The organism is Streptomyces sp. NPDC127038, assembly GCF_042725875.1.
GTDB lineage: Bacteria > Actinomycetota > Actinomycetes > Streptomycetales > Streptomycetaceae > Streptomyces.
This window is the reverse complement of the sequence record NZ_JBHXDQ010000007.1, coordinates 38,419-60,702: the sequence shown is the minus strand read 5'-3', so window position 1 is coordinate 60,702 and position 22,284 is coordinate 38,419. Positions and strand designations below refer to the sequence as shown.

The 22,284-nt window shown below is 68.2% G+C and carries 19 protein-coding genes and 1 pseudogene; 13 read left to right on the top strand and 7 right to left on the bottom strand.

Features of this window, described 5'->3' with window-relative positions; translation table 11 throughout:
• Window positions 1-202: 202 nt before the first annotated feature.
• The 3 genes from ACFWI4_RS07635 to ACFWI4_RS07625 all read left to right on the top strand — a co-directional run bounded on the left by ACFWI4_RS07635 (window position 203) and on the right by ACFWI4_RS07625 (window position 5,315).
• Complete coding sequence (locus ACFWI4_RS07635; RefSeq protein ID WP_387192009.1) at window positions 203-1,819, top strand: phospholipase D-like domain-containing protein; 1,617 nt, start codon at window positions 203-205, stop codon at window positions 1,817-1,819.
• A 404-nt stretch (window positions 1,820-2,223) separates the two neighbouring features.
• Window positions 2,224-4,743 carry a DnaB-like helicase C-terminal domain-containing protein gene (locus tag ACFWI4_RS07630; RefSeq protein ID WP_387192249.1) on the top strand — a complete coding sequence of 840 codons (2,520 nt, stop codon included), beginning with the start codon at window positions 2,224-2,226 and terminating at the stop codon, window positions 4,741-4,743.
• A complete protein-coding gene (locus ACFWI4_RS07625; RefSeq protein ID WP_387192007.1) occupies window positions 4,743-5,315 on the top strand; it encodes a hypothetical protein in 573 nt (190 codons plus the stop codon). Before ACFWI4_RS07630 ends, ACFWI4_RS07625 begins: the two co-directional genes overlap by 1 nt.
• A gap of 42 nt (window positions 5,316-5,357) precedes the next feature.
• On the opposite strand, the gene ACFWI4_RS07620 is transcribed toward ACFWI4_RS07625, so the two are convergent.
• Both ACFWI4_RS07620 and ACFWI4_RS07615 read right to left on the bottom strand, forming a co-directional pair.
• Window positions 5,358-6,344: an alpha/beta fold hydrolase gene (locus tag ACFWI4_RS07620; RefSeq protein ID WP_387192005.1), complete on the bottom strand. Its 987-nt coding sequence runs from the start codon at window positions 6,342-6,344 to the stop codon at window positions 5,358-5,360.
• A gap of 218 nt (window positions 6,345-6,562) precedes the next feature.
• The gene (locus ACFWI4_RS07615) at window positions 6,563-7,168 is read right to left on the bottom strand and encodes a TetR/AcrR family transcriptional regulator (RefSeq protein ID WP_387192003.1); all 606 of its coding nucleotides are present in this window, start codon (window positions 7,166-7,168) and stop codon (window positions 6,563-6,565) included.
• Between the two features lie 90 nt (window positions 7,169-7,258).
• Between ACFWI4_RS07615 and ACFWI4_RS07610 the strand changes: the two genes are divergently transcribed.
• A complete protein-coding gene (locus ACFWI4_RS07610; protein ID WP_387192001.1) occupies window positions 7,259-7,672 on the top strand; it encodes a DUF4345 domain-containing protein in 414 nt (137 codons plus the stop codon).
• 279 nt (window positions 7,673-7,951) lie between these two features.
• Window positions 7,952-8,329, top strand: a complete 378-nt coding sequence (locus ACFWI4_RS07605) for a hypothetical protein (protein ID WP_387191999.1) — start codon at window positions 7,952-7,954, stop codon at window positions 8,327-8,329.
• A 443-nt stretch (window positions 8,330-8,772) separates the two neighbouring features.
• Here ACFWI4_RS07605 and ACFWI4_RS07600 read toward each other — a convergent pair whose 3' ends face one another.
• The 3 genes from ACFWI4_RS07600 to ACFWI4_RS07590 all read right to left on the bottom strand — a co-directional run bounded on the left by ACFWI4_RS07600 (window position 8,773) and on the right by ACFWI4_RS07590 (window position 10,343).
• Window positions 8,773-9,126: a transposase gene (locus tag ACFWI4_RS07600; RefSeq protein ID WP_387191997.1), complete on the bottom strand. Its 354-nt coding sequence runs from the start codon at window positions 9,124-9,126 to the stop codon at window positions 8,773-8,775.
• A gap of 36 nt (window positions 9,127-9,162) precedes the next feature.
• A complete protein-coding gene (locus ACFWI4_RS07595) occupies window positions 9,163-9,909 on the bottom strand; it encodes a hypothetical protein (RefSeq protein WP_387191995.1) in 747 nt (248 codons plus the stop codon).
• A gap of 89 nt (window positions 9,910-9,998) precedes the next feature.
• A complete protein-coding gene (locus ACFWI4_RS07590; RefSeq protein WP_387191993.1) occupies window positions 9,999-10,343 on the bottom strand; it encodes a DUF2750 domain-containing protein in 345 nt (114 codons plus the stop codon).
• Window positions 10,344-11,535: 1,192 nt separating this feature from the next.
• Here ACFWI4_RS07590 and ACFWI4_RS07585 point away from each other — a divergent pair.
• A complete protein-coding gene (locus tag ACFWI4_RS07585) occupies window positions 11,536-14,505 on the top strand; it encodes a helix-turn-helix transcriptional regulator (RefSeq protein WP_387191991.1) in 2,970 nt (989 codons plus the stop codon).
• A gap of 71 nt (window positions 14,506-14,576) precedes the next feature.
• Window positions 14,577-14,708, top strand: a complete 132-nt coding sequence (locus tag ACFWI4_RS07580; protein WP_387191989.1) for a hypothetical protein — start codon at window positions 14,577-14,579, stop codon at window positions 14,706-14,708.
• On the opposite strand, the gene ACFWI4_RS07575 is transcribed toward ACFWI4_RS07580, so the two are convergent.
• Entirely contained in the window at window positions 14,698-15,417 is a 720-nt protein-coding gene (locus ACFWI4_RS07575; protein ID WP_387191987.1) for an SMI1/KNR4 family protein, read from the bottom strand. The genes ACFWI4_RS07580 and ACFWI4_RS07575 overlap by 11 nt on opposite strands.
• A gap of 129 nt (window positions 15,418-15,546) precedes the next feature.
• Here ACFWI4_RS07575 and ACFWI4_RS07570 point away from each other — a divergent pair, with 129 nt between their 5' ends.
• Complete coding sequence (locus ACFWI4_RS07570) at window positions 15,547-16,383, top strand: DUF6461 domain-containing protein (protein WP_387191985.1); 837 nt, start codon at window positions 15,547-15,549, stop codon at window positions 16,381-16,383.
• Window positions 16,384-16,601: 218 nt separating this feature from the next.
• On the opposite strand, the pseudogene ACFWI4_RS07565 reads toward ACFWI4_RS07570, so the two are convergent.
• Window positions 16,602-16,916: pseudogene (locus ACFWI4_RS07565) on the bottom strand (transposase); the annotation flags it as partial.
• A gap of 498 nt (window positions 16,917-17,414) precedes the next feature.
• Between ACFWI4_RS07565 and ACFWI4_RS07560 the strand changes: the two are divergent.
• From ACFWI4_RS07560 to ACFWI4_RS07540, 5 genes are all read left to right on the top strand, one after another.
• Window positions 17,415-18,800 (top strand): radical SAM/SPASM domain-containing protein, encoded by a 1,386-nt coding sequence (locus tag ACFWI4_RS07560; RefSeq protein ID WP_387191984.1) that lies wholly within the window; start codon window positions 17,415-17,417, stop codon window positions 18,798-18,800.
• An 80-nt stretch (window positions 18,801-18,880) separates the two neighbouring features.
• Entirely contained in the window at window positions 18,881-19,021 is a 141-nt protein-coding gene (locus ACFWI4_RS07555) for a hypothetical protein (protein ID WP_385397803.1), read from the top strand.
• A gap of 123 nt (window positions 19,022-19,144) precedes the next feature.
• Window positions 19,145-20,632, top strand: coding sequence for a coproporphyrinogen-III oxidase family protein (locus tag ACFWI4_RS07550; protein ID WP_387191982.1), 1,488 nt, complete (start codon window positions 19,145-19,147; stop codon window positions 20,630-20,632).
• Complete coding sequence (locus tag ACFWI4_RS07545; RefSeq protein WP_387191980.1) at window positions 20,629-21,480, top strand: hypothetical protein; 852 nt, start codon at window positions 20,629-20,631, stop codon at window positions 21,478-21,480. Before ACFWI4_RS07550 ends, ACFWI4_RS07545 begins: the two co-directional genes overlap by 4 nt.
• Entirely contained in the window at window positions 21,477-22,283 is an 807-nt protein-coding gene (locus tag ACFWI4_RS07540) for a class I SAM-dependent methyltransferase (protein WP_387191978.1), read from the top strand. The genes ACFWI4_RS07545 and ACFWI4_RS07540 overlap by 4 nt, the downstream gene beginning before the upstream one ends.
• The last annotated feature ends 1 nt before the right edge of the window (window position 22,284 follow it).

The following is a 22,284-nucleotide window of genomic DNA, read 5'->3' as shown; positions in this document are numbered from 1 at the left end:
TTCCACGCCGCCCCGGTCAGCGCAGCGGGCGCGGAACGCGACGTCGCCGGTTCGACTGGCGCGTGCGGTGTCGGCCGTTGGGCAGCACCGCCACGAAAGGCTGTTCGCGGGGGAATTGCCCTGTCGATGCCCACGTGCCGTGGTCAATCCTGGGGCCGTGTCGTGTTCACCGCGCAGTCATACTCGCTGGTAACTTCTGCGGGTGATCATTTCGCTCCGCTTACAGCGCACAGCGCGTGCCGCGCTGATATCCGCTCTGGCCCTCGCCGCCCTGCCCGCGGCGCCCGCTGCCGCCGCCCCCTCCTCGGCGACCCCGCATCTCGACGCCGTGGAACGCACGCTCCGCGAGGTCTCGCCCGGCCTTGAAGGCGACGTATGGGAACGGACGGCGGGCAACCGGCTCGATGCCGCGCCCGGCGACCCGGCGAGCTGGCTGCTCCAGACCCCCGGCTGCTGGGGTGACGCGGAATGCCGAGACCGCGACGGAACCAGGAATCTGCTGGCCAGGATGACCGAGAACATCGCTCGGGCCACCCGCACCGTCGACATCTCCAGCCTCGCCCCCTTCCCGGACGGCGCCTTCCAGGACGCCATCGTCGCCGGACTGAAGTCCTCCGTGGCCGCCGGACACCATCTGAAGGTCCGAGTCCTCGTCGGCGCCGCACCGCTCTACCACCTCAACGTCCGCCCCTCGCAGTATCTCTCCGGCCTACGGGCCGCACTCGGCCCCGCGGCGGACGCCCTCACCATCGACGTCGCCTCCATGACGACGTCGAAAACCGCCCTGTCGTGGAACCACTCCAAGCTCCTGGTCGTCGACGGAGAAACCGCGATCACCGGTGGCATCAACGACTGGAAGGGCGACTACCTCGACACCCCGCACCCGGTGACGGACGTCGACCTGGCCCTGTCGGGCCCCGCGGCCGGCACGGCGGGCCGCTACCTCGACCGCCTCTGGAACTGGACCTGCACCAACCGCACCAATGTGGCGAGTGTCTGGTATGCCGCCTCGGGCGCGGCAGACTGCCAGGCGCACATGGAGCAGGACACCAACCCGCAGACGGGTCCCGCCACCGGCGACGTGCCGGTCATCGCCGTCGGCGGGCTCGGGGTGGGCGTCGAGGACTCCGACCCTGCCTCCACCTGGCACCCCTCGCTGCCGGACACCGCCGGCACCCGATGCGTGGCCGGGCTGCACGACAACACCAACGGCGACCGCGACTACGACACGGTCAACCCCGAGGAAAGCGCCCTGCGTTCCCTGATCTCCAGTGCCCGCGAGCACGTCGAGATCTCGCAGCAGGACCTCAACGCCACGTGCCCGCCGCTGCCCCGGTACGACACGCGCGTGTACGACGCCCTGGCCGCCAAGCTCGCCGCCGGCGTCAAGGTGCGCATCGTCGTCAGCGACCCCGCCAACCGGGGGGCCGTCGGCAGCGGAGGGTACTCGCAGATCAAGTCCCTCGCTGAGATCAGCGACGCACTGCGCAGCAGGCTGGTGCGGGCCACCGGAGATGAAGCCAGTGCCCGGGCGGCCCTGTGTGGCAACCTCCAACTCGCCCCGTTCCGCGGCTCCGCGAGCAAAACGTGGGCCGACGGGCACCCGTACGCACAGCACCACAAGTTGATCGCGGTCGACGGCTCGGCGTTCTACATCGGCTCGAAGAACCTCTACCCGGCATGGCTCCAGGACTTCGGGTACATCGTGGAGAGCCCGGACGTCGCCCAGCAGCTCGACAGCGCCCTGCTCCAGCCACAGTGGAACTACTCCCGGTCTTCCGCGACCGTCGACTACCAGCGCGGGATCTGCCAGATCTGACCCTCACCTCGGCCCCGACCACAGTGCTGGTGCCGCTCGACGACCCGGGCGGCACCGGCACCAATCGGCCGCTGGGCGTCTCGCCGACAGGGAGGCGAGCGACGAGCAGACTGCGGCCGTGTGCCGCTGAACCCCTGTGTCCGGCGAGCGAAATGGCTCGGTACGGAGTGTGCGGTGGCCGGGGCCGGCGTGGGCCCTGGCCACCGTCGTCATGTGGGCCCGCTCGTCGGTGCGGTGTCACGAAGGAATCGTCACGCCAGCGCTCACACTCAGTAGTACACAAGTGAGTGAACTACGCGAGAATCCGTGTGACTTCCAAGAGCAATGATGGTGGATTCTGATAACGTAATAGGTTAGTTGAGATTCCGGGAGGGTGAGTGAATCAGCAGCACGTCGAGGCCGGGATGAACGCGACCGAGGCCCGGAACGCGCTCTACGCCCTCGTGAAACTCGCCGAGCAGGACGGGCGCACCACGCTGATCCACAAGCACGGTGACCGTGCTCTGCTGGCGCCCCTGGATCGACTTCCGGCAGCCCGCAAGGCGGACGCGTTCCCGTCCCACGTGCTGAGCGCGGCGCAGAAGGACTTCGGCGAACTCATCTCGCGTGCTGCCCAGGGCCAGCCGCAGGTTCTCCGGCGCAGCCGGACCCCGGTCGCAGTGCTGCTCCCCGCCGATCCCCCGTCAGGTGCTCCCTCGTCCGATACGACCGCGCAGGCTGGCGCCGGTCCCGCAGGAGGTGCGGTGAACAGCCAGGGAACTCAGGGCCGCGGCAGTGCGCCGCGCAGGCTCGCCACGCTCGGCGACACCATCGGTTCCGTGCTCACCACCGGCCCGGTCGGCGGCCCCACGTTCGGGCTGCCCGGCCTGGACACCACGATCGGCGCGCTGCAGCCGGGACGGCTGACCCTCGTCGCTGCCGCCCCGAACGTCGGCGGAAGCCTGCTGGGCCTGGCCGCCGCACGCACGACCGCGCTCGTCGAGCAGCGCACCGTCTTGTACGCGGCGTCGGGACCGAACCGGGACGACGTCTTCCGCAGGATCCTCTCCGCGGAGACCGGGGGAGAGTACCCACGCCTGAAGCAGGGCCGCCTCACCGAGCACGAGCAGCAGGTCGCCCACCAGCTGGTCCAGGCGGGCGACCTGCTGATGATCGATGACGGCAGCAACCTGACGGCCGAGGACATCGCCGAGACCGCCCCGCACATGGAGGGCCTGGCCCTCGTGGTGGTGGACCGCCTCCAGGCTGGCCACAGCCCGCGTCTGCCGCTGTCCGGGAACCGTCTCCCCGACGCCTCCCAGGTCCTGGCCTCCCTCGCGCGTACCCTGCACGTACCGGTACTCGCGGTCGTGGACAGCGACGACCCCACGCTCCTGGGCGTCCTGGACGCCGACGTCCTGCTGACGCTCACCGCGACCACGGACCCCGGCAAGGTCCAGGTAACGGTGTCGGAACGCGACTTCGGAGTGATCGGCTCGGCGTACCTGCGCCCCGACCTGCTGCACGCCCGGTTCCTCGACGCCGGCCCCGCCCCCCTCACCAACCTTGCCGACGAACCACTTGTGCAGCGGCTGGGCAGCCCCACGGAACACGAGTTGGCCGAGGCGGCGCTGCCCTACACCTCCGGCGCCCGGCAGGGCCTGCCGGCGTCCGTCACGCATCTGCTGGCCGCGCTGCGCACCGCATTGGCCGACGGTGACCAGGAAGCCCTTGACGAACTCGGGCCGTCCCTGGCCGAGACGGCCAAGGTGTCACCGCGGCTGCCGGACGATGCCGCGGGACGCCGCCTCGCCGCCGCGCTGACCGCCTACCGCGCCGCGGTGCCCACCGCCACGCCCGGCCACCCCGCTCCTGCCCAGCCCGCCCCGGGCAGCGGACATGTTCCGGACGACGAAGACGACGAAGACGACACAGAGACTGAGACAGAGGCAGAACAGGACCTTCGGCCCGGGGACGAGGAGGACGAGCCGGAAGGCGTTCCCTTCCCTGCCCTGAAGATCCTCAAGGACGCGGTGCAGCGTTCGAAGATGCACCCGATCCAGGTGATTCGCACCGAAGACCGGGAGGGCGGGCCGTGGCCGCTGATCAGTGAGGACATGGCCGGCGAACCGAGCTGGGTGCACCCCGATGTCACCAGCACCCGCGTCGCGCACATCCGGGACAACGGCAAGCGGGTACGCCGCGACAAGCTCGACGTACCTGCCTCCCTCGGGGACGGCCTGATGTGCCTGATCGACCGCAACGGCTCCTTCCCCTCCGCCTGCTCAGCCGTGCCGCTCGCCCCGAACAAGCTCCTGCACACCGGCCCCCTCGACGTCTTCGACAAAAGCCAGGCCGGCATCTACCTCATCGACATCCCGGACTGGAACTTCCCCGGCATGCCGCACCCGCTGGGACAGCTCATCGATCGGACCGACGACGAGGGCCGGGTGTGGGTGACCACCCCGCACATCAGGCAGCTCGAACGCTTGCACCGCGAAGGCCACCTCACCGACCGGGTCACGATCCACGACTCCTGGACCGGCAGGGCCAACGAATCACTGTTCAAGCCCTTCTACGCCGCGGCGCGCGAGGCACGCACCGAACTCGTCCAGGTCGGCGGCGACGCCTACGCGCACTACAAGACGCGCGTGTCCATCGCCCTGCGGCTGCTGTGGCCCAAGCGCGAGGAGCAGCGCTCCCCGTTCTGGCGGCCGGACTGGCGCATGAGCATGGTCGCCGAAGCCTCCGTCCGCCACTGGACGGTGGCCTTCAAGGCCGTCCAGGAGGGCCACCCCCTCATTGCCCTGCGCAAGGTCGACGCAGCGATCTTCTGGACCCCCGACGAGACCCCGCCGGACACGTACCGGATCGGGACCGGATTCGGCGAAGTGAAGGCCAAGTTCATCCAGCCCGGCGCCTTCATCCCCGAAGGTGACGACTGATGGCCGGACCCACAGGCCACGGCACCTCCCTGGGCGCCGCCCTCAACGACCTCCTGCGCGCCCAGGTCACCCCACGCCACCGACTGTCCACGTACAACGCCAAGCACTGGCACGCCCAGCTCAGCCAGCTCACCGGAACCCACCGTGGCTACGAAGCCTTGGAGAGCGCTGGACTCGACGTCCGACCCGACACTCTCGTCAAGTGGCTGTCGGACCCCGAATACAACATCCGCCGCAGCTACCGCGACCTCATCCACACCGCCTACGAGAACGTCGCCATCGTCCCCGCAGAACCCCTCTCCGACCTGGTCAAGAACGGCCAGTTCGAGATCAGCGGCAAGGTCAAAACCGGCAACGACGAACGCGAACGCGGCACCCGACGCGCCGCCCCACTGCGCATCGACGGACGCCGCGGCGACTGGAGCGACATCGAAACGCTGTGGCTGGCCGGCGACCTGCGTGACGACGACGTCGAGGACCGCTTCATCGACGACGTCATCATCGCCGACATCGGCGAAGGCACCGACGGCTGGGAATTCAGCGGCGACTCCTATGCCGTCGAACTCAGGTGACCCACCCGCGAAGACAGGGCCGTTCTCACTGCGGTTCCTGGTTCAGCCCTGGAGGGTGGCGAGCCAGTCGGTCAGCAGGCGGTTGACCTCGTCGGGGCGCTCCTGCTGGATCCAGTGGCCGCAGCCGTCCAGGAGGTGGGAGGCCGACAGGCCGGGGAGAGTGGTGGGGTAGGCGTCGATGGCGTCGGACATCCAGGTGGTGGAAGCGTCCAGGGCGCCGCCGATGAACAGCGACGGCTGCTTGATCGAGGCTCCGCGGTGAGGGGCGAGATCTTCCCAGTCGCGGTCCATGTTGCGGTAGCGGCTGAGTGCGCCGGTGATCCCGGTACGCTCGAACTCCCCGGCGTAGAAGTCGAGTTCGTCCTCGCTCAGCCAGGCCGGGAGGACTCCGGTGGGGAAGCGGTCGCGCAGCCGGCCGCCGCGGGCGACGAAGTGCGGGTCGGGCTCGCCTGGGGCGGGCATGGTGTCGGCGGACAGGGCCGCGTAGAAACCGGCGAGCCAGCCCCGGACGTCGGGCTCGATCTCCGTCTCGGCGCGGCCGGGCTCCTGGAAGTAGGAGACGTAGAACTCCTGCTCGGGGCCGCCGATCTGGCCGAAGATGTCGGTGGGGCGGGGGCCGCCGGGCGGCGCGTAGGGGACGCTCAGCAGGCCGACGGCGTGGAAGACCTCGGGGTGGAGCAGGGCGGAGGCGGCGGCGATGTTGGAGCCCCAGTCGTGGCCGACGATCACCGCGTTCTCCTCGCCGAGGGCGCGCACGACAGCGACATTGTCCTCCACCAGGTCCAGCATCCGGTAGGCGTCGCTCGCCTCGGGCTTGGAGGAGCGTCCGTAGCCGCGTACGTCGATCGCCACCGCTCGGTGTCCGGCCGCGGCGAGCGCCGGGAGCTGGCGCCGCCAGGAGTACCAGGACTCGGGGAAGCCGTGCACGAGCAGGACCAACGGGCCGGTGCCCTGCTCGACCAGGTGCAGGCGCCCGGCCGGGGCCTCGACGGTGCGGTGGCGAAGCTCGGCGGTCGGCTCGGGCTGCATGGGCTTCTCCTCGGATCGCGGACATAAGCGGCTGCCCATCGATCATGCGGCGCGGAGCCCGCCCGACGCGACCAGCCTTGCCATTCCGGCAAAGCCGCAGGACGCAGCGGTGCGTGCGGGCCGCCGACGTACCGGGTCGGCGGCGCCACCGTAGGGTCGTCGCCGAAGCGTGCCCGGCCGAGCACATGACCGAGTACGCCGACGCGGCGGTGCCGGCTCTACTGCCAGTCGAGGGTCAGGTCTTCGGGGAGCAACGGCCGGAGCGCGCCGAGGACCGCGCCGATGCAGACGTCACGCAACTGAGTGCGGGTGCACGTCTCTTGGGTGAGCCAGTCGACGCAGAGGACCTGAACGAAGACCAGCCAGCTCTTCAGCACGCCGGACACGGCCTCTCTGGTGTTCTCGTCCGCGAGGGGGAGTACGGCCAGCAGCCGCGTACGAAGCGCGTCCAGCTCATTCGTCATGATCGTCTGGATCACGGGATCGCCCGCGAGAACACGGTTCGCGGCGAGGACGGCGTGCCGGTTCTCCACGAAGTAATCGAGGTGGACGTCCATGCCTTGAATCAGCTGATCCACCAGCGAGTCGGCGGGGTCGAGTCGGGTCTCGGCGAGCAGTTGGTCCGCGGCCTGCTGGTACACGGCTGCGAAGAGGACGTGCTTGCTGGAGAAGTGACGGTAGAGCAGCGCTCGAGAAACGCCCGCCTCTTCGGCGATCTCCTCCATCAGGACATCGTCGTACGGGTGAGCGGCGAAGAGCCGTGCGCCGACGGCGAGCAGCTGGGCTCGGCGGTCGGTGGGGCTGAGCCGTTTGCGGGGAGGCACGGACGAAGGCTACTTGACATGTGTCCACTAGTGCATCCAGTCTAGTAGACGCGTGTCAACTAAGCTCCACCGGGACATCTCGGAGGGATCATGGCAAGGGCTCTGCGCACACTCACGCAGTTGATGGGCTGGTCCAGCGTCGCGATCGGGCTGTACCACGTGATCCTCGGCAACGCGGCGATCCCCGGGGCGGCTTCCGCCGGCACGACGGTCGACAGCTGGGGCCGGTTCATGGGGGCGAGCTTCGTCGGCTACGGGCTGGCGTGGCTGTGGGCCGTCCAGCAGCGGCCGATCCCGGCCCGTGCGGTGCGCTGGCTGGCCGGCGTATTCCTGCTGGGCGGAATCGGCCGGCTGCTGTCGCTCGCGGTGCACGGCTGGCCGCACTGGTTTCAGATCGTGCTCGCGGCGATCGAGCTCGGCCTGCCGCCGATCCTCTTCTGGCTGGCCGACGCGGAGGAGCGCACCCAGCGGAGCGAGGTGAAAACGCCGGCGGCGGCACGGTGAACGCGCGCTTCGAGGCGACGAGCTGGGGCGCACCCAACTATCGGCCGCTCTTGTCGAAACAAATGTGGGGCGGGCAGCGCAGCGCGGGGAATTGTGTGGCCCTGCACAGCAGCCGACCTCATCGCCGCGAGACCCACCAACGGCCTCCTCCCTCCAGGACAGAATTTCGCGGCCGAGAAGCTCGACGTCCGGCAGGAAATGCCGCCGGACCGGCCAAGCCCGGCGGCACCCGCCGCGCGGGATCCTCAGGCCCGACGGGCCGACGAGAAGGGGAAGATCATGACCAGGTATCGGAAGACGACTCGCGCCCTGACCGCCGGTGCGGCTCTGTTAGGCGCTCTGGTGCTGTCGGCACCGGCGCAGGCCGCCGATCGCACCTCCATCGTCGCCTACGGCGGTGCTATCCGCGCTGAGGCTGTTTCCTATGGTGCGAACGGCGCTGTCAGGGTCTGCGACAAGTATGGGGACGGATACGGGGTCGCCGTCCGCTACTACCGCAAGGTCGGGGACCCGCAGACACTGTATGACTCCAAGGGCAAGGGCCTCTGCACAGAAACCCCGGACATCCAGAGCAATCCGATCGTCCTCTTCACGGCGTGCGTGGTCATCGACCACGTCGACTACTGCGCCTCGCCCTACCAGGACACCGGCCGGTAGCCGGGTAGTTCGGGGCACTCTCGGGCACGGAAGTAGGGCACTGAGACGTGCCCTTCGACGGAGCCGAATACCTGTCGCCACTGCTTGAGGCGGTTGAAACAGCGTTCCACGACGTTGCGGCGCTTGTAGACGGCCCTTGCCAAAGGCCGGGAGACGTCCGCCGCGGCGTCCGCGGCGAAGCCAGTTGCGGATCTGGTCGGCCCGCTCGGGAGAGCCAGGTGCAGATGGCCCTGGAACTGAAGCCTTTGTCGCCGATGACGTGCGAGGGCCCGTTCCGGGGCCGGCCTGGTCCGATCCGGGGCACCCAGATCGCTTCCATGACGGCGGTGAACTGGGTGCAGTCGTTGGTGTTGACGTCGGTGACGACCAGGGCCAGCGAGCGGCCCAGGGCCGTCGTGGGCGCGCTGGCTCTTGCTGGTCAGGCCTCCCCGGGACCGCCCGAGCTACGGCTTGCGGAGCCCGCTTTTTTGGGCCCCGGGCAGTTGGGCCCGCACGATGGTGGAATCGACCGACACCATCCAGTCCGCAGCTCTGGCCGCATCCGCCTTCGCCTGGGCGGCCCGAAGCATCCGCTCGAAGGTACCGTCGGCCGCCCACCGGCGGTACCGGGTATGGAGCGTGGCCCAGGATCCATACCGATCGCGCACATCCCGCCAGGCCGAACCGGTCCGGAACTTCCACACGATCCCGATCAGGGCCATCCGGTCGTCCAGCCGCTTCCGCCCCGAGGCCGCATGCGGCAGCAACGGCCGCACGAACTCCCACTCGGCGTCCGACAGTTCATGGCGACGTATCACCAGACCATGATCAACCAGCCAGGCCAGACCCTAGGGTCACGTCCTGTGCCGTTGCGGCCAGGGGTAGCCGAGCTGGCGGGCGAACTCCGGTGAGCCGCCGCAGACATCGGCGGCCATGCGTGGGTCAAACGCCGTGAGTTCCTCCACCAGCTGATCGGCCTGGTTGGCCGCGTCCTCACTGGAGATGTCCCAGGTCATCCGGAACTGGAGCCAAGGACGACCATCCTTGATGGCGGCTCGGCCAGGATGGAAGAGGAAGAGATTGATCTGATCCGGCTCCCAGAGCCAGGCAGACACGCTGCCAAGTTCACACTCCCAGCGCTCCAACCAGGCGGTGCATTGACGAAGCTTCTCTTCAAGGAGGCGGGCAACAGTCCTGGCCTGCCATTCCCAAGAGCGGTCCAGCGTTGCGCGTTCCACCTCTGCTTGGTATTGCCGAGCGTCGAACCTGAACTCTGGCAGGTCGATCTCATCTTCATCGGGGTTGCGCCATGCACCCCAAACCACCTGTTCGCCATCGCGACGGATCGTGACATACAGAGCACCGCAGCAGCCTTCAGTGCACGTTGCCTCCGCCAAGCGAACCTCGCGCGGGGTTGCATGAGCATGAAGTGGCCCATCAGGGAAGAGGAGGTAGCGAGGGTCTTCGCCCGGCCCTTCGTCGAATACCTCAGCCAGTACGTCTCGCCCTCCAAGTTGGGGGCGTACTTCCACTGCGCTTCCACAGGTCACCTGGTTGGGGACCACAACGCTGAGGGCGAAGCTCTGCAGGTCAGGGGTCACGGAACGATGATCGACCAGAGGCCGGACGCTGTCATCTGCTTTCCCGCGAGCCATCCACGCTGGACGCCTTGGCCTCGATGAAGACAATGCTAGTCGACCGCCGCCAGTCGGTTGAGGACTTCTTCGGGAGTGAAGCTCCAGCCGACCAGGCGCGGCCCATTCCAGTTGATGCCGATCACGAGTCCATCCCGGGCTAGATCGGGCAGTACGCGATCGCACCAGGTGTCCAAGGGCATGGACTCAACGCGGAGTCCATGCCCCCAAATCTTCGCCGCCCTTTGGGCGCGGGGCGAGGTCGACCAGAAGGGGAGACTTCGCGTGCCGCCCGCAGAGAGGTGGGTCGGGCTTCCGTTCTCATCACGGACAAGCCAGACCACTTTGCTTTGGCGGACATCTCGGAAGAATGCCGCCGCTTGCGAACCGCTCTGACTCATGGCCACCGAGCCTACCGTTCCGCAGCAGTCATATCGCTGGGGGTTCTTTAGCGGCTGGAGGATCCGGGTGTCGCGGACGTGGCCCGGACCGGGACCGGGTCGGGCATGAACGGGAGGTCGCGGGTGCGCCTGGTGGCGGTCGCCGAAGTTCATGGCCGTTCCGGTCGGGAGGCCCGCGATGGGTAGTGAAGGGCAGGGCAGGCGACAGCGGGGGAGGGTGCCCTGCCGCCGGAGGATCTCCGGGTCGTCCTGGCTCCGGTCCAGCCGGTGTGGGAGCGGCTGGACCGTCCGGCCGCCCGCAAGCTGGTGGAGGCGCGCCCCGCATGGAGTTGGTCAAGGCCGCGGGCTTCGCCGGCCGGGCCGACGCACCCGAGGTCCTCGCTGACCGTTTCGACCGGCGCCTCGACGAGAAGTTGCGGCTGGGCGCGCCGATCACGAGCCGGGTTGGCCGGCTGATCAGTCGTGCCCTGCCACAGCGCCACGAATGCGGCGATCGGCTGTGTGACGCGGGTGTGCTGCTCGACTCCGGCCGCGACTGCCCGCCGTGTGAGGAGCGGCGGGTCGGCATCCGCGCCCTGCCCCGAGAAGCGGCGGCCGCCGCGGAAGAGTCGCTGCCGTACGCCTCGCCGGAAGAGCGCCGCGGGGGGGGCGGGGGGGCCCCCCCCCGGGCCGAGGCCACCCCCGCCCCGGGCCCCCCCCCCCCCCGGGGGGGCCACCCCCCGCCGCGAGGGCACGGCCACAACCGCCCCGCCCCCCGCCGGGGCGCCGCGCGGCCCCCCCGCGAGACCGTGACCGCCCGGGCCGGGGCCCGCGAACGCCGCTGGGAGCAGCAGCGCGCGCGGAAGGCCGAGGCCTGCAAGGCCCGTGCCGGCGCGGCGGCCCGCTCCGCGGTTCACGGCATGGGGGACCGTGCCGATCAAGGACGTTGCGTACGCCTCCGAAGTCGGCCCAACGAACGTGCCGCACGCGCCGAGCGGCCATTGAACGGTGAACGAGCAGACCGCACCACGGGTGGGGTGGGTCAGGATTTGTCCAACATGTCGTCGCAATGAGTACTCGGCATGATCGTATGTGTCAGGTTGTGTAAAAGTGCTGCGGTGAACACCGGGACCGGTGTCCCGCCTGGAGTGTCGTTGCCCGGACGAAGCTGCAGTTGGGGCCGTGATCCGGGCCTGGTGCCGGAGGAGAGTACGTGGTCGACGGGTATGGCAGAGCGGGCGAGCCGATGAGCAACGCGCCGTTCGTCGGCAGGGACGAGGAGCTCCGCCGGTTGGACCGGGTGCTGACACAGCTCGGACAGGGCGGTCCGGTGGTCGTCGATGTCACCGGCGAAGCGGGGATCGGCAAGAGTCGACTCGTGGCCGAGTTCGCCACCCGGGCCCGCGCGCGGGGGCTGACCGTGTTACGCGGCTGGGCCACGGAGTACGAACAGCACAGCCCGTTCCGGCCGTTCGCCGATGCCTTCGCCGATCTCGCCACGTCGGCGGAGAACCGGTTTCCGGCGCTGGCCGAGCTGCCGCCGTTGCTGCGTGGGGCCGGCGAGACACCGGCCGGGCCGGGAGTCGTAGACCGGTTCGGGCTCTACCGGGCCACGGCCGCGGTGCTGGGCCGGCTGGGCGGGGCGGGAATCGTCCTGGCCCTGGAAGATCTGCACTGGGCGGACCCCGCGTCACTGGAACTGCTGGACCACCTCGTCCGGCACCCTGCACCGGCTCCCTTCCTGCTCGTCGTCTCCCGCCGGAACCGACAGACCTCGGTGGCCCTTGGCGCCACGCTCACCCGAGGCGCCGATGCCGGGTCCGTACTGCGCGTCGAGTTGGGACCATTGCCCGAGGACTACTGTGTCCGGGCGCTGGCGGGCGACCTTCCGGCGTCGCTGGCGGCCGAGTTGTACGAGGCGAGCGACGGCAACCCGCTGTACTTTCTCACGCTCCTCAAGGCTCATCGCGAGACGCGCCCGGGGCCGGCGCCCTCCCTGGCTGTCGGCACGGTGCTCGGCGAACGGGACGGTCCGGCCCTCGGGCTACGGTCCTTGCTCCTGGACGAACTCACGCTGCTGAATCCGCTGGAACGCCGGATCGTGGAGGCCGCCGCCGTGCTCGGTGACCACGCCACGCTCGCGATGATCGGCTCCCTCACCGCCTCCGGCCCCGAGGACGTCATCGAGGGGCTGCGCGGGCTGATGCGGCGCGACCTTGTGCGGCCGGGGCGCGCCGGGCGGCAGTTGACGCTGCGGCACCCGCTGGTCCGGGCACTGGTCCACGAAGACATCGAGCCCTGGCGGCGCGACGACCTGCACCGCCGTGCGGCAGCGGCACTTGCCGCAGCGGGCGCCTCCACGGTGGAGCAGGCACACCATGTCGAACAGTATGTGAGCGGCCGGGACCAGGAGGCGCTCAACCTCCTCGTCGCCGCCGCCTGGCAGAGCGCCGGGACCGCGCCCGCCACCTCCGCCCACTGGCTCGACGTCGTACTGCTCTTACTGCCGGACGATCCCGAACACCTCACCGCACGACGCGAATTGACACTGCTGCGGGCTCGCGCCCTCGGCATGAGCGGCAGACTCAAAGAGAGCCGGAACCTGTTGCACCAGGTGATGGACATGCCGGACTCGGGCGGATACGACGAGATCCGTTCCGCCGTGGTCACATTGCGAGTCCGAACGGAACGCAAGCTCGGGCACCACGGGGAGGCCGAAGCGCTGCTCCGCCGCGAACTGAGGCGCTGGCCCCGGCCGACGCCGTCCCAGACGGTCCGACTCGGTCTGGAACTGTGCTCCTGCGCGATCGCCGCGGCCCGTTTCCCGGAGGTCCGGGACGACATGGCCGGGGTGCTGGCGATGGCGCGTTCCCTGGGCGACGAGATCGGCGAGGTGGCTGCCCTGACACTGATCGCCCTGGGCGAGGCGTACGAGGGTGACATGGCCTCGGCCCGTGACTTCGCCGGATCCGCGGCAGAACTCGTGGACGCGATGACCGACACCGCCCTCGCCGAGTTGAGCGAATACCTGTGCGTACTGGGCTGGACCGAGGTGTTCCTGGAGCGCTACAACGCCGCCGAAGGGCACCTGGACCGAGGGCTGGAGATCGTCCGACGCACCGGCCAGGTCTATCTCATGTCGCACTTCCTGACGGTGAAGGCGCTCATCCACCTCGACACCTGCCGGATCACCACCGCCCTGGAACTCGCCGAGCAGGCCGAGTCGATCGGGCGGTCCCTTGGCTGCGAGGACCTGCTCGCCTTCACCCTCGCCCTCCAGGCTCACATCCTGCTCCAGGCCCGCCCTCCGGGCCGGCCGGACGCGCTGTCCGTGGCCGAAGAGGCGGTGGCGGCCTGCGACGGTGACACCTGGTGGGCGAACCTGGCGGCCGGCGCACTCGCCCACGCCGCGCTCGACAGCGGCGATTCCTACCGGGCGGCGGACATCGTGCTGCGAGTCGGCGGCGACAGCGACCTGTGCCGCCTGCAGACCACGGTGCGCCCCAGCTATCTGGAGCTGCTCGCCAACGCCGCCCTCGCCAACGGCAGAACGGAGGAGGCCGCGCACTGGGCCGGGCGCGCTCGCGAGGAGGCGGAACGGCTGGACCTGCCCGCCCAGCGCGCGGTGGCACTCTGCGGCCTCGCCCAGGTCGCCGCCCACCAGGGGGATTCCGCGGAGGCCGCACGGTTGTTCACCGAAGCCTCTCGGCTCAGCGCCCGGTCAGGGGCGGCTCTGCGTGAGGCGCGGTGCCTGCTCCTCGCGTCCCCGCACAAGAGCGCCGTCGGTGACCCCGAAGGCGCGGCCGTGATGTGGCACCGGGGGCACCGCATCGCCTCGGAAGGCGGCAACCGGCTGCTTGTCGGCCTGGCCGAGCGCATACGTCCGACAGTCTTCGGCAGCCCGTCGGAACCAGCGGCGAAACCGGCGGGCGAACCGACCGCGCAACCTTCGCGAGCATCGCAGGAAGCAGCGAAGGTCGGTGAACTCACACCTCGAGAGAACGAGGTTCTCCGGTTGGTTTCCTCCGGCCTGCCGAACGCGAAAATCGCACAGAAACTCTGCGTGAGCGTGCGCACGGTGAAATACCACATATCAAACATTCTCCTGAAGCTGGATCTGGACAATCGCACACAGATCGTGCTCTATGTTCTGTCCGAGACCGCCGCTATCGTCACCTCCTGATCGCAGGAAGCCGGTACCAAGCCGCCGCGGGAGTTCATAGGCGCGAACTCCGACAGGCTCACCGTCTTCAGATGCCCTCCTACGCGCCGGATCTCAACCCGCAGGAGGGCATCTGGTCACTGGGCGAAGGCGACATCGGCAACCTCGCCGCAGCCGACCTCAGGACCGCTGACCGACATCACGCCAAAGTCTTCATCCATTGAGCCAGTCCCCAGGGAGCAGGGCCCGGACCGCTTCCAGTGCTTCCTCGGTCCGGGCCCTCACCGGCACGCAGCCCTCCTCATCCCGCAGCAGCACGTCCGCGCCGAGGAACCAGCGGGTGCCCTCGAAACCCTTGGCCGGATACGTCGGGAACGGCAGTTGCTCGCAGCTCTCTTCGAGAATCCGCGCGTACTCGGGGTCGGGCTCGTAAAGAAAGTCGCTCAGGTGCTCCGGTGCGTGCAGGGACTCCGCCAGCACCATCTCGACGGCCATCCACGATAGGCGTTCCATCCACGGCTCCCACCGCTGGGCCTGCCGGTCGGCCAGATCCGACAGCACATGAACCGCAGGGTCAGCCTGGTCGAGATCCTTGAGCAGTACACCCCAGGAGCAGGCGCCCTGGTTCTCCTCCCGGAAGACCAGCGCCTCGCTGCGGGCGTCGATGTAGAGCTGGTCCGGGTGCAGCAGCCGATCGTGGTTACTCGTCAGATCCTGGCGCCTCCCGAACAGCCGGTACATCTCGTCAAGGGCGGTGGGCAGGCTTACGCCGAGACGTTCCTCCGCTCGTGCGAGGTTCTCCTCGGTGAAGCCATCGCCGTCGTGGAGCGGCTCCACCCACGCGTGCGTGAAGTCACGGACGAACCGCCAAGCGGCCTCGCGGTCCGCGCGTGCATGCTCCAGGCCTTGGCGAAAGTCGAACGTCTGCGTCATGGTGCAGACCCTAAGAGCTCGTAACGCGATCATGTTCCTGACGCGGACTGGGCGCAGCCCGAGTCCCAGCTCCAGCGATGAGAACCGGCACACCGGGCATTGTCAGAGGCGTCAGGCACACTGCGCCGTATGAACTTGGTGACCGCACACGACTACGCCTGGATCCGCACCTCGCCGCTCGTCCGCCACATGATGGAGAGCGGCTACACCTTGACGCTGATTCGGGGGCGGAGCCCGAAGGAGGTGCTGCATGCGATGGAGGCGGAACCGCGTGGCACTGGGGAGGGCGCGGCCGGGTTGATCGAGGCGGATGACGCTCACCGTGCCGAGGTGGATTACGACTACTGGGACGAGTCCTACGTTGCCGGTGCCTTCAAGGCCCCAGGCGAGAAAGGCGACTGGACAGTCGTCCTAGGCTTCGACGGTGGCCTTGGGATGCGGTGTGCCGAGACGCTGTCGGAGGGCGGCCGGGTCGTGGCGCACTCGAGCAACGGCGGCAAGCCCCTCCACTTCTTCCACTGGTTCGAGGACGGTGAGCTCCGTACGACGTTCGAAGGTCCCTCGGCGCGCGACGGCAACAGCCCTGACGAACTGGTTCCACTGTTGCGGGAAGTCGGCTTCCCGCTAACTCCCGAGGGAGAGCACGACGAGAGCGCCCCGGTCGTCGACGGGAAGGCGGCGGTCTTCGCTCTGGCCGAGAGACTCACCGGCATACGCCTCACTGAATCCCGCCTCCAGGACGCCACGTACGAACTGGGACTCGTCCCCGAACAGCCTGCCGAGGAGTGGACCGGCCTGGTCATCGACATCACCGATGCCCACGGGAAGCGTCTGTACAAGGAATGGACCTACGAGGAGATCGCGGCGGCTTCCAACCGCGCACGGGCGGAGGCGAACGCGCCGGTCGTGATCACCTACAACGAGCCTCTCGCCAAGGATTGTTCGGAGCGCGAGACGGGTGAGTAGCGAACGGGAGCGTGGAGGGTGCCTCGGGTACCCACCGCCCTCTCCGAGGGGCATTGCCGCCATGAGAGCTTCTTCGATCATGGAGCGGCAGCCCTCTTGAGCCGTCGGTAGCAGATGAGGCCACAGGCGAGGGAGACGAAGGCATCGTGGAGTTCGGTGCGGCGCTCCCATCGGACGGCGAGGCGTTTGAACTGGTGGGGCAATGCAAAGCCCTTTTTCGCGCGGACGTGGGAGCCCTCCACACATGCTCTGGACCAGTCCAGCTCGCCGGCCGCGTTCAGCTCGGCGAGCAGGATCTGGTGCAGCCGTTCGAAGGTCCCGGCCGTCTGCCGCCGGTCAAGCCGCCGCCAGCAGGTCTGGCCCGAGCCGAACCCCAGCTCCAACGGCAGCAGTTGCCAGGCGATGTCGTTGTGCAGCACGTACAGAATGCCCTGCGGGCACTGCCGGTCCGGCACCGGCCGTGGGCCGGGAGCCTTCTCGGGCCAGGGCGGCAGCAACGGCTCGATCAGCGCCCACAGGTCATCGTCCACGATCCACGGCCGAGTACTCACACCGTCCCGAACGGCTGAATCATCACACCGGTCACGATCGACCAGGGACGTTCAACGAGATCGTGTTACGAGCTCTAACCGCCACCCCCGACATTCCATCGGACAGCACATCTGCGACGGCCCGGCCCAGCCCAGTCACGTTCGTCGATGAGCGTAGGCCGCCGTGGTTCTGCCGGCGGCCCCAAACGTCCGACATCAACCGTTCAACTTAAATCGCCGTCACCCGTCCCCGGCCGATCGCGCCGGCAACTCCGGGTCGGAACAACTCGCTGGCGGCAGGGAAAGGGCTTTCGGGAATTCCGCGAACAACCTGTCGTCATCGGCGGATCCTAAGGACCTTCGGGCTCCCTGTACCGCGGTACAGGGACAAACTGTCCTCGGGTACAGGGCGGTGTCAGCCGAGATCTTCGTAAGCTGATCCCGCTCGAACTCCCGAAGGGGTTCGGCGGCCTTCATTTCCAAACCCCCCAAGGAGCCAGCGTGTCTCGACTCCCCAGGCAGGAAAATCCCGGCGGAATTGTGTGTCTGCTGCCGGACGGCCGTGTCGAGTTCCTCTCTCCGGACGCGCGGCCCCTGCTCGACCGGTTCGAAAACGGTGAAGGCGTCGATCCTCGCGAATTCGACCGGTTCGTCATCGGGAGCCCGCTCGTCCCGCTGGAGCGGTTCCATCTCACAGCGCCGGCCATCGCGTTCATCGAGACGACCAACAGCTGCAATCTGCGATGCCTGCACTGTTATGCGGATTCCGCCGTGCGACGGACGGACGAGATGTCCACGGAGCGGATCCTCAGTCTGCTCGACGAGCTGGACGAGCTGGGCACCATTCAGGTGTTCCTGACCGGTGGCGAGGTGTTCTCCCATCGTGATGCCGTGCAGATCATCCAGCATGCGCGGACCAAGTCTTTCAGTACCCAGATATTCACCAATGGAATTCTGGCCACGGAGGAGAAACTGGCCGCGATACCGCCCGGCCAGTCCTTCTTCGTGAGTTTCGATACCGCAGATCCGGTACGCACGGTCCGCGGCAAGATGGACTTCCCCCTGCTGCGCGCGACGTTCGACATGATGCACAAGTACGGACACATCGTGCGCACCGCGATATCCGTGCATCGCAACAACATCGAAGACGCTCTGGAGATCTTCGAGTGGTGCGCCGAGCACGGCTACCCCCGGCCGCAATGGCTGGAGACCCACCCGACGGGCCGGGCGCTGCTCCATCCGCACATCTTGCTGACGCCGGCCGAGGTGGATCAGGTTTTCGACGTCTACCGGAAGTGCATGGACCGGTACACGGACGCGCCCTACGAGGAGTTCGACGACACCGTTCCGGTCGACACCGTTCCGGTCGATGGCGTTCCGGTCGACGACGTGGAGACGACTTCCGCGAGTACGCCCCGGCCCGAAACGATTCGCTCGGTCGACACAGTGAAGTTCTGCCAGCGGTTGGAACAGGCCACTCGCCAGGAGAAGTGCGGCCGTACCGTCGTGTACGTCTCCAGCAATGGCGACGTCTATCCGTGCAGCAACTGCATGGCGAGTCACCGGTACGGGGCCGGAAACCTTGGCGAGCGGCCCTTCGCCGATATCTGGAGCAGCGGGTTCGACGAATTCCGCGACATCACCTTCGACGACTACGACGCCTGCCGAAGCTGTGAGGTCGCGCAAGTCGGAACGTGGTGCCAGTTCCGCTGCCCTCCACTTTCTTCGAACCTGCACGGAGACGAGAAGGTCTGCGGCGCGACGGAATATCTCAAGCAGTTCATGCTGCTTACCGAGAAATACTGGCGGGAACGGAAGCAGAAAAACATCACCCTCCGCCTCTCGCCCCCCATGCTGCCGGCACCCCAAGCCGGTTCAGGCCGGTGAGCGCGAAAACACGCTGACCGGATCTTCACCCGGACCAACGATTTTCGAAACCGTTGGCTCCATGTCATGAGGAGAATTCCATGAATTCCGAGAATGTCGTGCTGACCCGGGTCCACCTGGAAACCGCCCCCGACACGATCGTCCTCGCCGCCGCTGGTGCCGCCAGCGCGGTGGCTCCGCGCCCCGCCGGTGAGCCGGTTTCCGAGCCCACCCAGAACTGAGCGAACGCCCGGCAGGTCGGGATCACGGCACGGGTGACGGTCCACCGCCACCCGTGCCCCCCGGTCCCGACCTGCCGGGTTCAGCCGTGGGAAACACGCGATCAGGACGACAAGGAGATCCCTGTGGCAGCGACGGCTCCGTCGACGGAACCCCCGCAGTCCACTCCGCGTCGGCCGGGACTTGGCATCCGGACGATTCTGGCGGAGAACCCGCACCTTGAAATCGAGCGGGACAAATACAACATCAACGTCACCGCGAACTACGGTGACCAACTCGACGCCGCGGCAACCACCGCTGCCCTCGCCGCGCACGACGGGGCCCGACAGCCCACCCATCTGTACTTCCATGTGCCGCTGTGCAGCTACATCTGCCACTTCTGCAACTACGTCAAACGGCTTGCCCCGACCGGCGACAAACTCGACGAGAACCTCGACCGCTGGACGGAACTCCTGCTCGACGAGTCGCGACGCCAATTGGCCGCCCTGCCCTGGCTGGCCGAAGCACGCGTCGAATCCGTCTACTTCGGCGGTGGCACAGCCTCGTTGCTGCGCCCCGCACACCTGCGCCGGCTCATGGACCACGTCAAGTCCTCCTTCGATCTGCTTCCTGACGCCGAGATATCCCTGGAGGGGAACCCGGACAACTTCCTCCAGGACGAGGTCGAACAGGCGGCAGCGCTCGGCTTCAACCGTTTCAGCATCGGAGTGCAGTCCCTGCAGTCCGAGGTCAACACGTTCGCCGGCCGCAAGCACGACCGCGAGATGTCCCTGCAGGCCTTGGGCAAGCTGGGCGACAGCGGACTGCCGTTCAACGCGGACATGATGTTCGGGCTGCCGCACCAGACCGTTCAGACCGTGGCCGACGACATCACCACTCTGATCGCCATGGAGACCCCGACGATCACCATCTACCGGCTGCGCAACGCCGACCGCGAGCAGATGGGCATCGGCAACCGCTCCGTATGGAACGTCGAGAACGTACGCGAACGGATCAGCAACGCGGGCCTGTGGCCCAGTCATCACGAGACGTACGAGATGCGCGAGGCGATCGTCGAACGACTCCTCGACGCCGGGTACCACCCCAGTCCCTGCGGCTGGTGGAACCAGCCGGGAACCTACGGCGACGGGAACGACGGCAACATTCCGCAGGTCTCACGGAACAAGTGGCAGCGATTCGACACGATGATCGCGGTCGGCCCCGGCGCCTACGGCTGGGCCACCGGCCAGAGTTCCGAGGTCGTACAGACGCACAACCTCCAGGACATCGCGCAGTACATGAGTTTCATGGCGAAGACCGAGACCGAACTGCCACTCAGCCACGGCCGCCGGCTGACGGACGCCCAGTCGCTCGCCACGGCGCTCGGCTTCAACTTCAAGGCCAACCAGCTGATTTCCGTTCGCCGGTACCAGGACCGGTACGGCGTGGACCTCGGCGCCGACGAACCGCTGTCCTCGCTCTTCGCCGAACTGACCGACCGCGGCCTCGTCACCCGTACGACCGAGGGATATCTCCCCACACTCGACGGCGAGAGCCTCCACGAAGAGATCATCTCGACGTACTTCCACGAGCGTATCGGCGGCATCGTCGGTGAGCGGATCTGCCGCCGGTGAACGGACGCCGGCCGCGCTGCCTGCTGGTCCCCTCGGGGAGACTCACCGATCCGTACGGAGACCCCGGCAGCGATCCGTACCTGAAGCCGAACGGAACGGATGCGGTCACCGCACAGGTCCCGGATCCAGACCGTCAGGAGCAGGAGCTGTGGCGGTCGCTTGCCGCGGCACTGCGAGCTCGCGACGCCGACGTGGCGCACGTGACGTTTCCCTCCCGTACCGAGGACGGCCGGGCGGCGGACCCGGAGGAGGTCGCCGATCGCGTCGCACGGGTCCGGTCGGTGGTGCGCGTCTCCACTCCTGACGTGGTGGTCGCATTCTCGCTCGGGGCCCATGCGACGGTCCAGGCCTTCGCCGGTACGGGCTCCGCCCCGCAGAGGGGCAGCCACACCTCCACCCGCCTCGTCCTTGTCGGCTTCGTCACCGAGAGGGAAGAACAACTCAGCGATGCCGTAAGTCGTGTTGATCTGGTCTACGGCGCCGGGGACCTGATCGCCTATGTCCCGGCCGGTCAGGGAGCGGTGGACCCGCGGACGACAACCGTCCTCGCGCCCGGACAGTACGCAGGCGAGGTGGCCCGACGGCTGTCCGCCGACGGCGACCGGGACGTGCGCATCCACGTGCTGGAGGGGCTGGGACACCGGCTCCAGCCGGTGCCTTCGGGCCGGCCGCTGCCCTCTCGTCCCGGCCTCGGCCGCCTTGAGACGACCGGATTGTCATCTTCACCGCCGACAGCGGAGAGAGTCGCGAATATCGTTCTTCCCATGTCGTGCACAGCTCAGGAATTCCCGGAAACCAGCGCAGACGGCACGTGCGGCCGTGGCCACAGAGGAGAAGAGACAACGTGACGGTCAGCGACCCCAGCCGCTCCGCAGAGCGATTTTCCACGATCGCACAGAACTACGCGACCAGTGAGGTCCATCGCAGCAGCCCCACCATGCGCATGCTGCACGAACTCCTCGGCTCGCAAGAGGGCACCGACATCGTCGACGTGGCCTGCGGGGCCGGCCACCTCGGGCTGTCCCTGCTGGCGCAGCACCCCGCCTCCATGACCTTCGTGGACCCGGCCGAGCCGATGCTGAAGCACGTGACGGAGGCCCTGGCCGCACGGCCGGAGACCGGAACCGAGACGCGGACCATCTGCGCCACGGCCGAGGCGATCCCCTTGCCCCCCGAGTCGTACGACGTCGTCATGACCAGGCTTGCCGCGCACCACTTCACCGATATCGAGCAGGCTGTCCGCACCATGACCGGGCTGCTGCGTCCCGGTGGCAGGCTGGCCGTCATCGACCTCGAAGGCCCGGAGGACGCTGAACTCGCCGCGTTCAACCATGAGATCGAGGTGCTGCACGACCCCACGCACGGCCGCAGCCACTCGCGCCGCGACTGGATCCGCATGCTCCAGGACGCGGGACTCAATGTTCCGGTCGCCCGCGGCACCCAGAGCGAGAGCCCGTCCGGCGTCCCGGTCGCCCGCTGGTGCCAGATCACGGCCGTCGGCGACGAGGCCGCCGCCGCGATCCGGGAGCGGCTCACCGAAGCCGGACCCGAAGTACGCGCGGCACTCGGGATCCGGGAGCGTGACGGCGAGTACCTGATTCCTGTCCGCACCGTGCTCGTCGTCGGAGTCAAGCCGCTCGGGGCCATCTGAC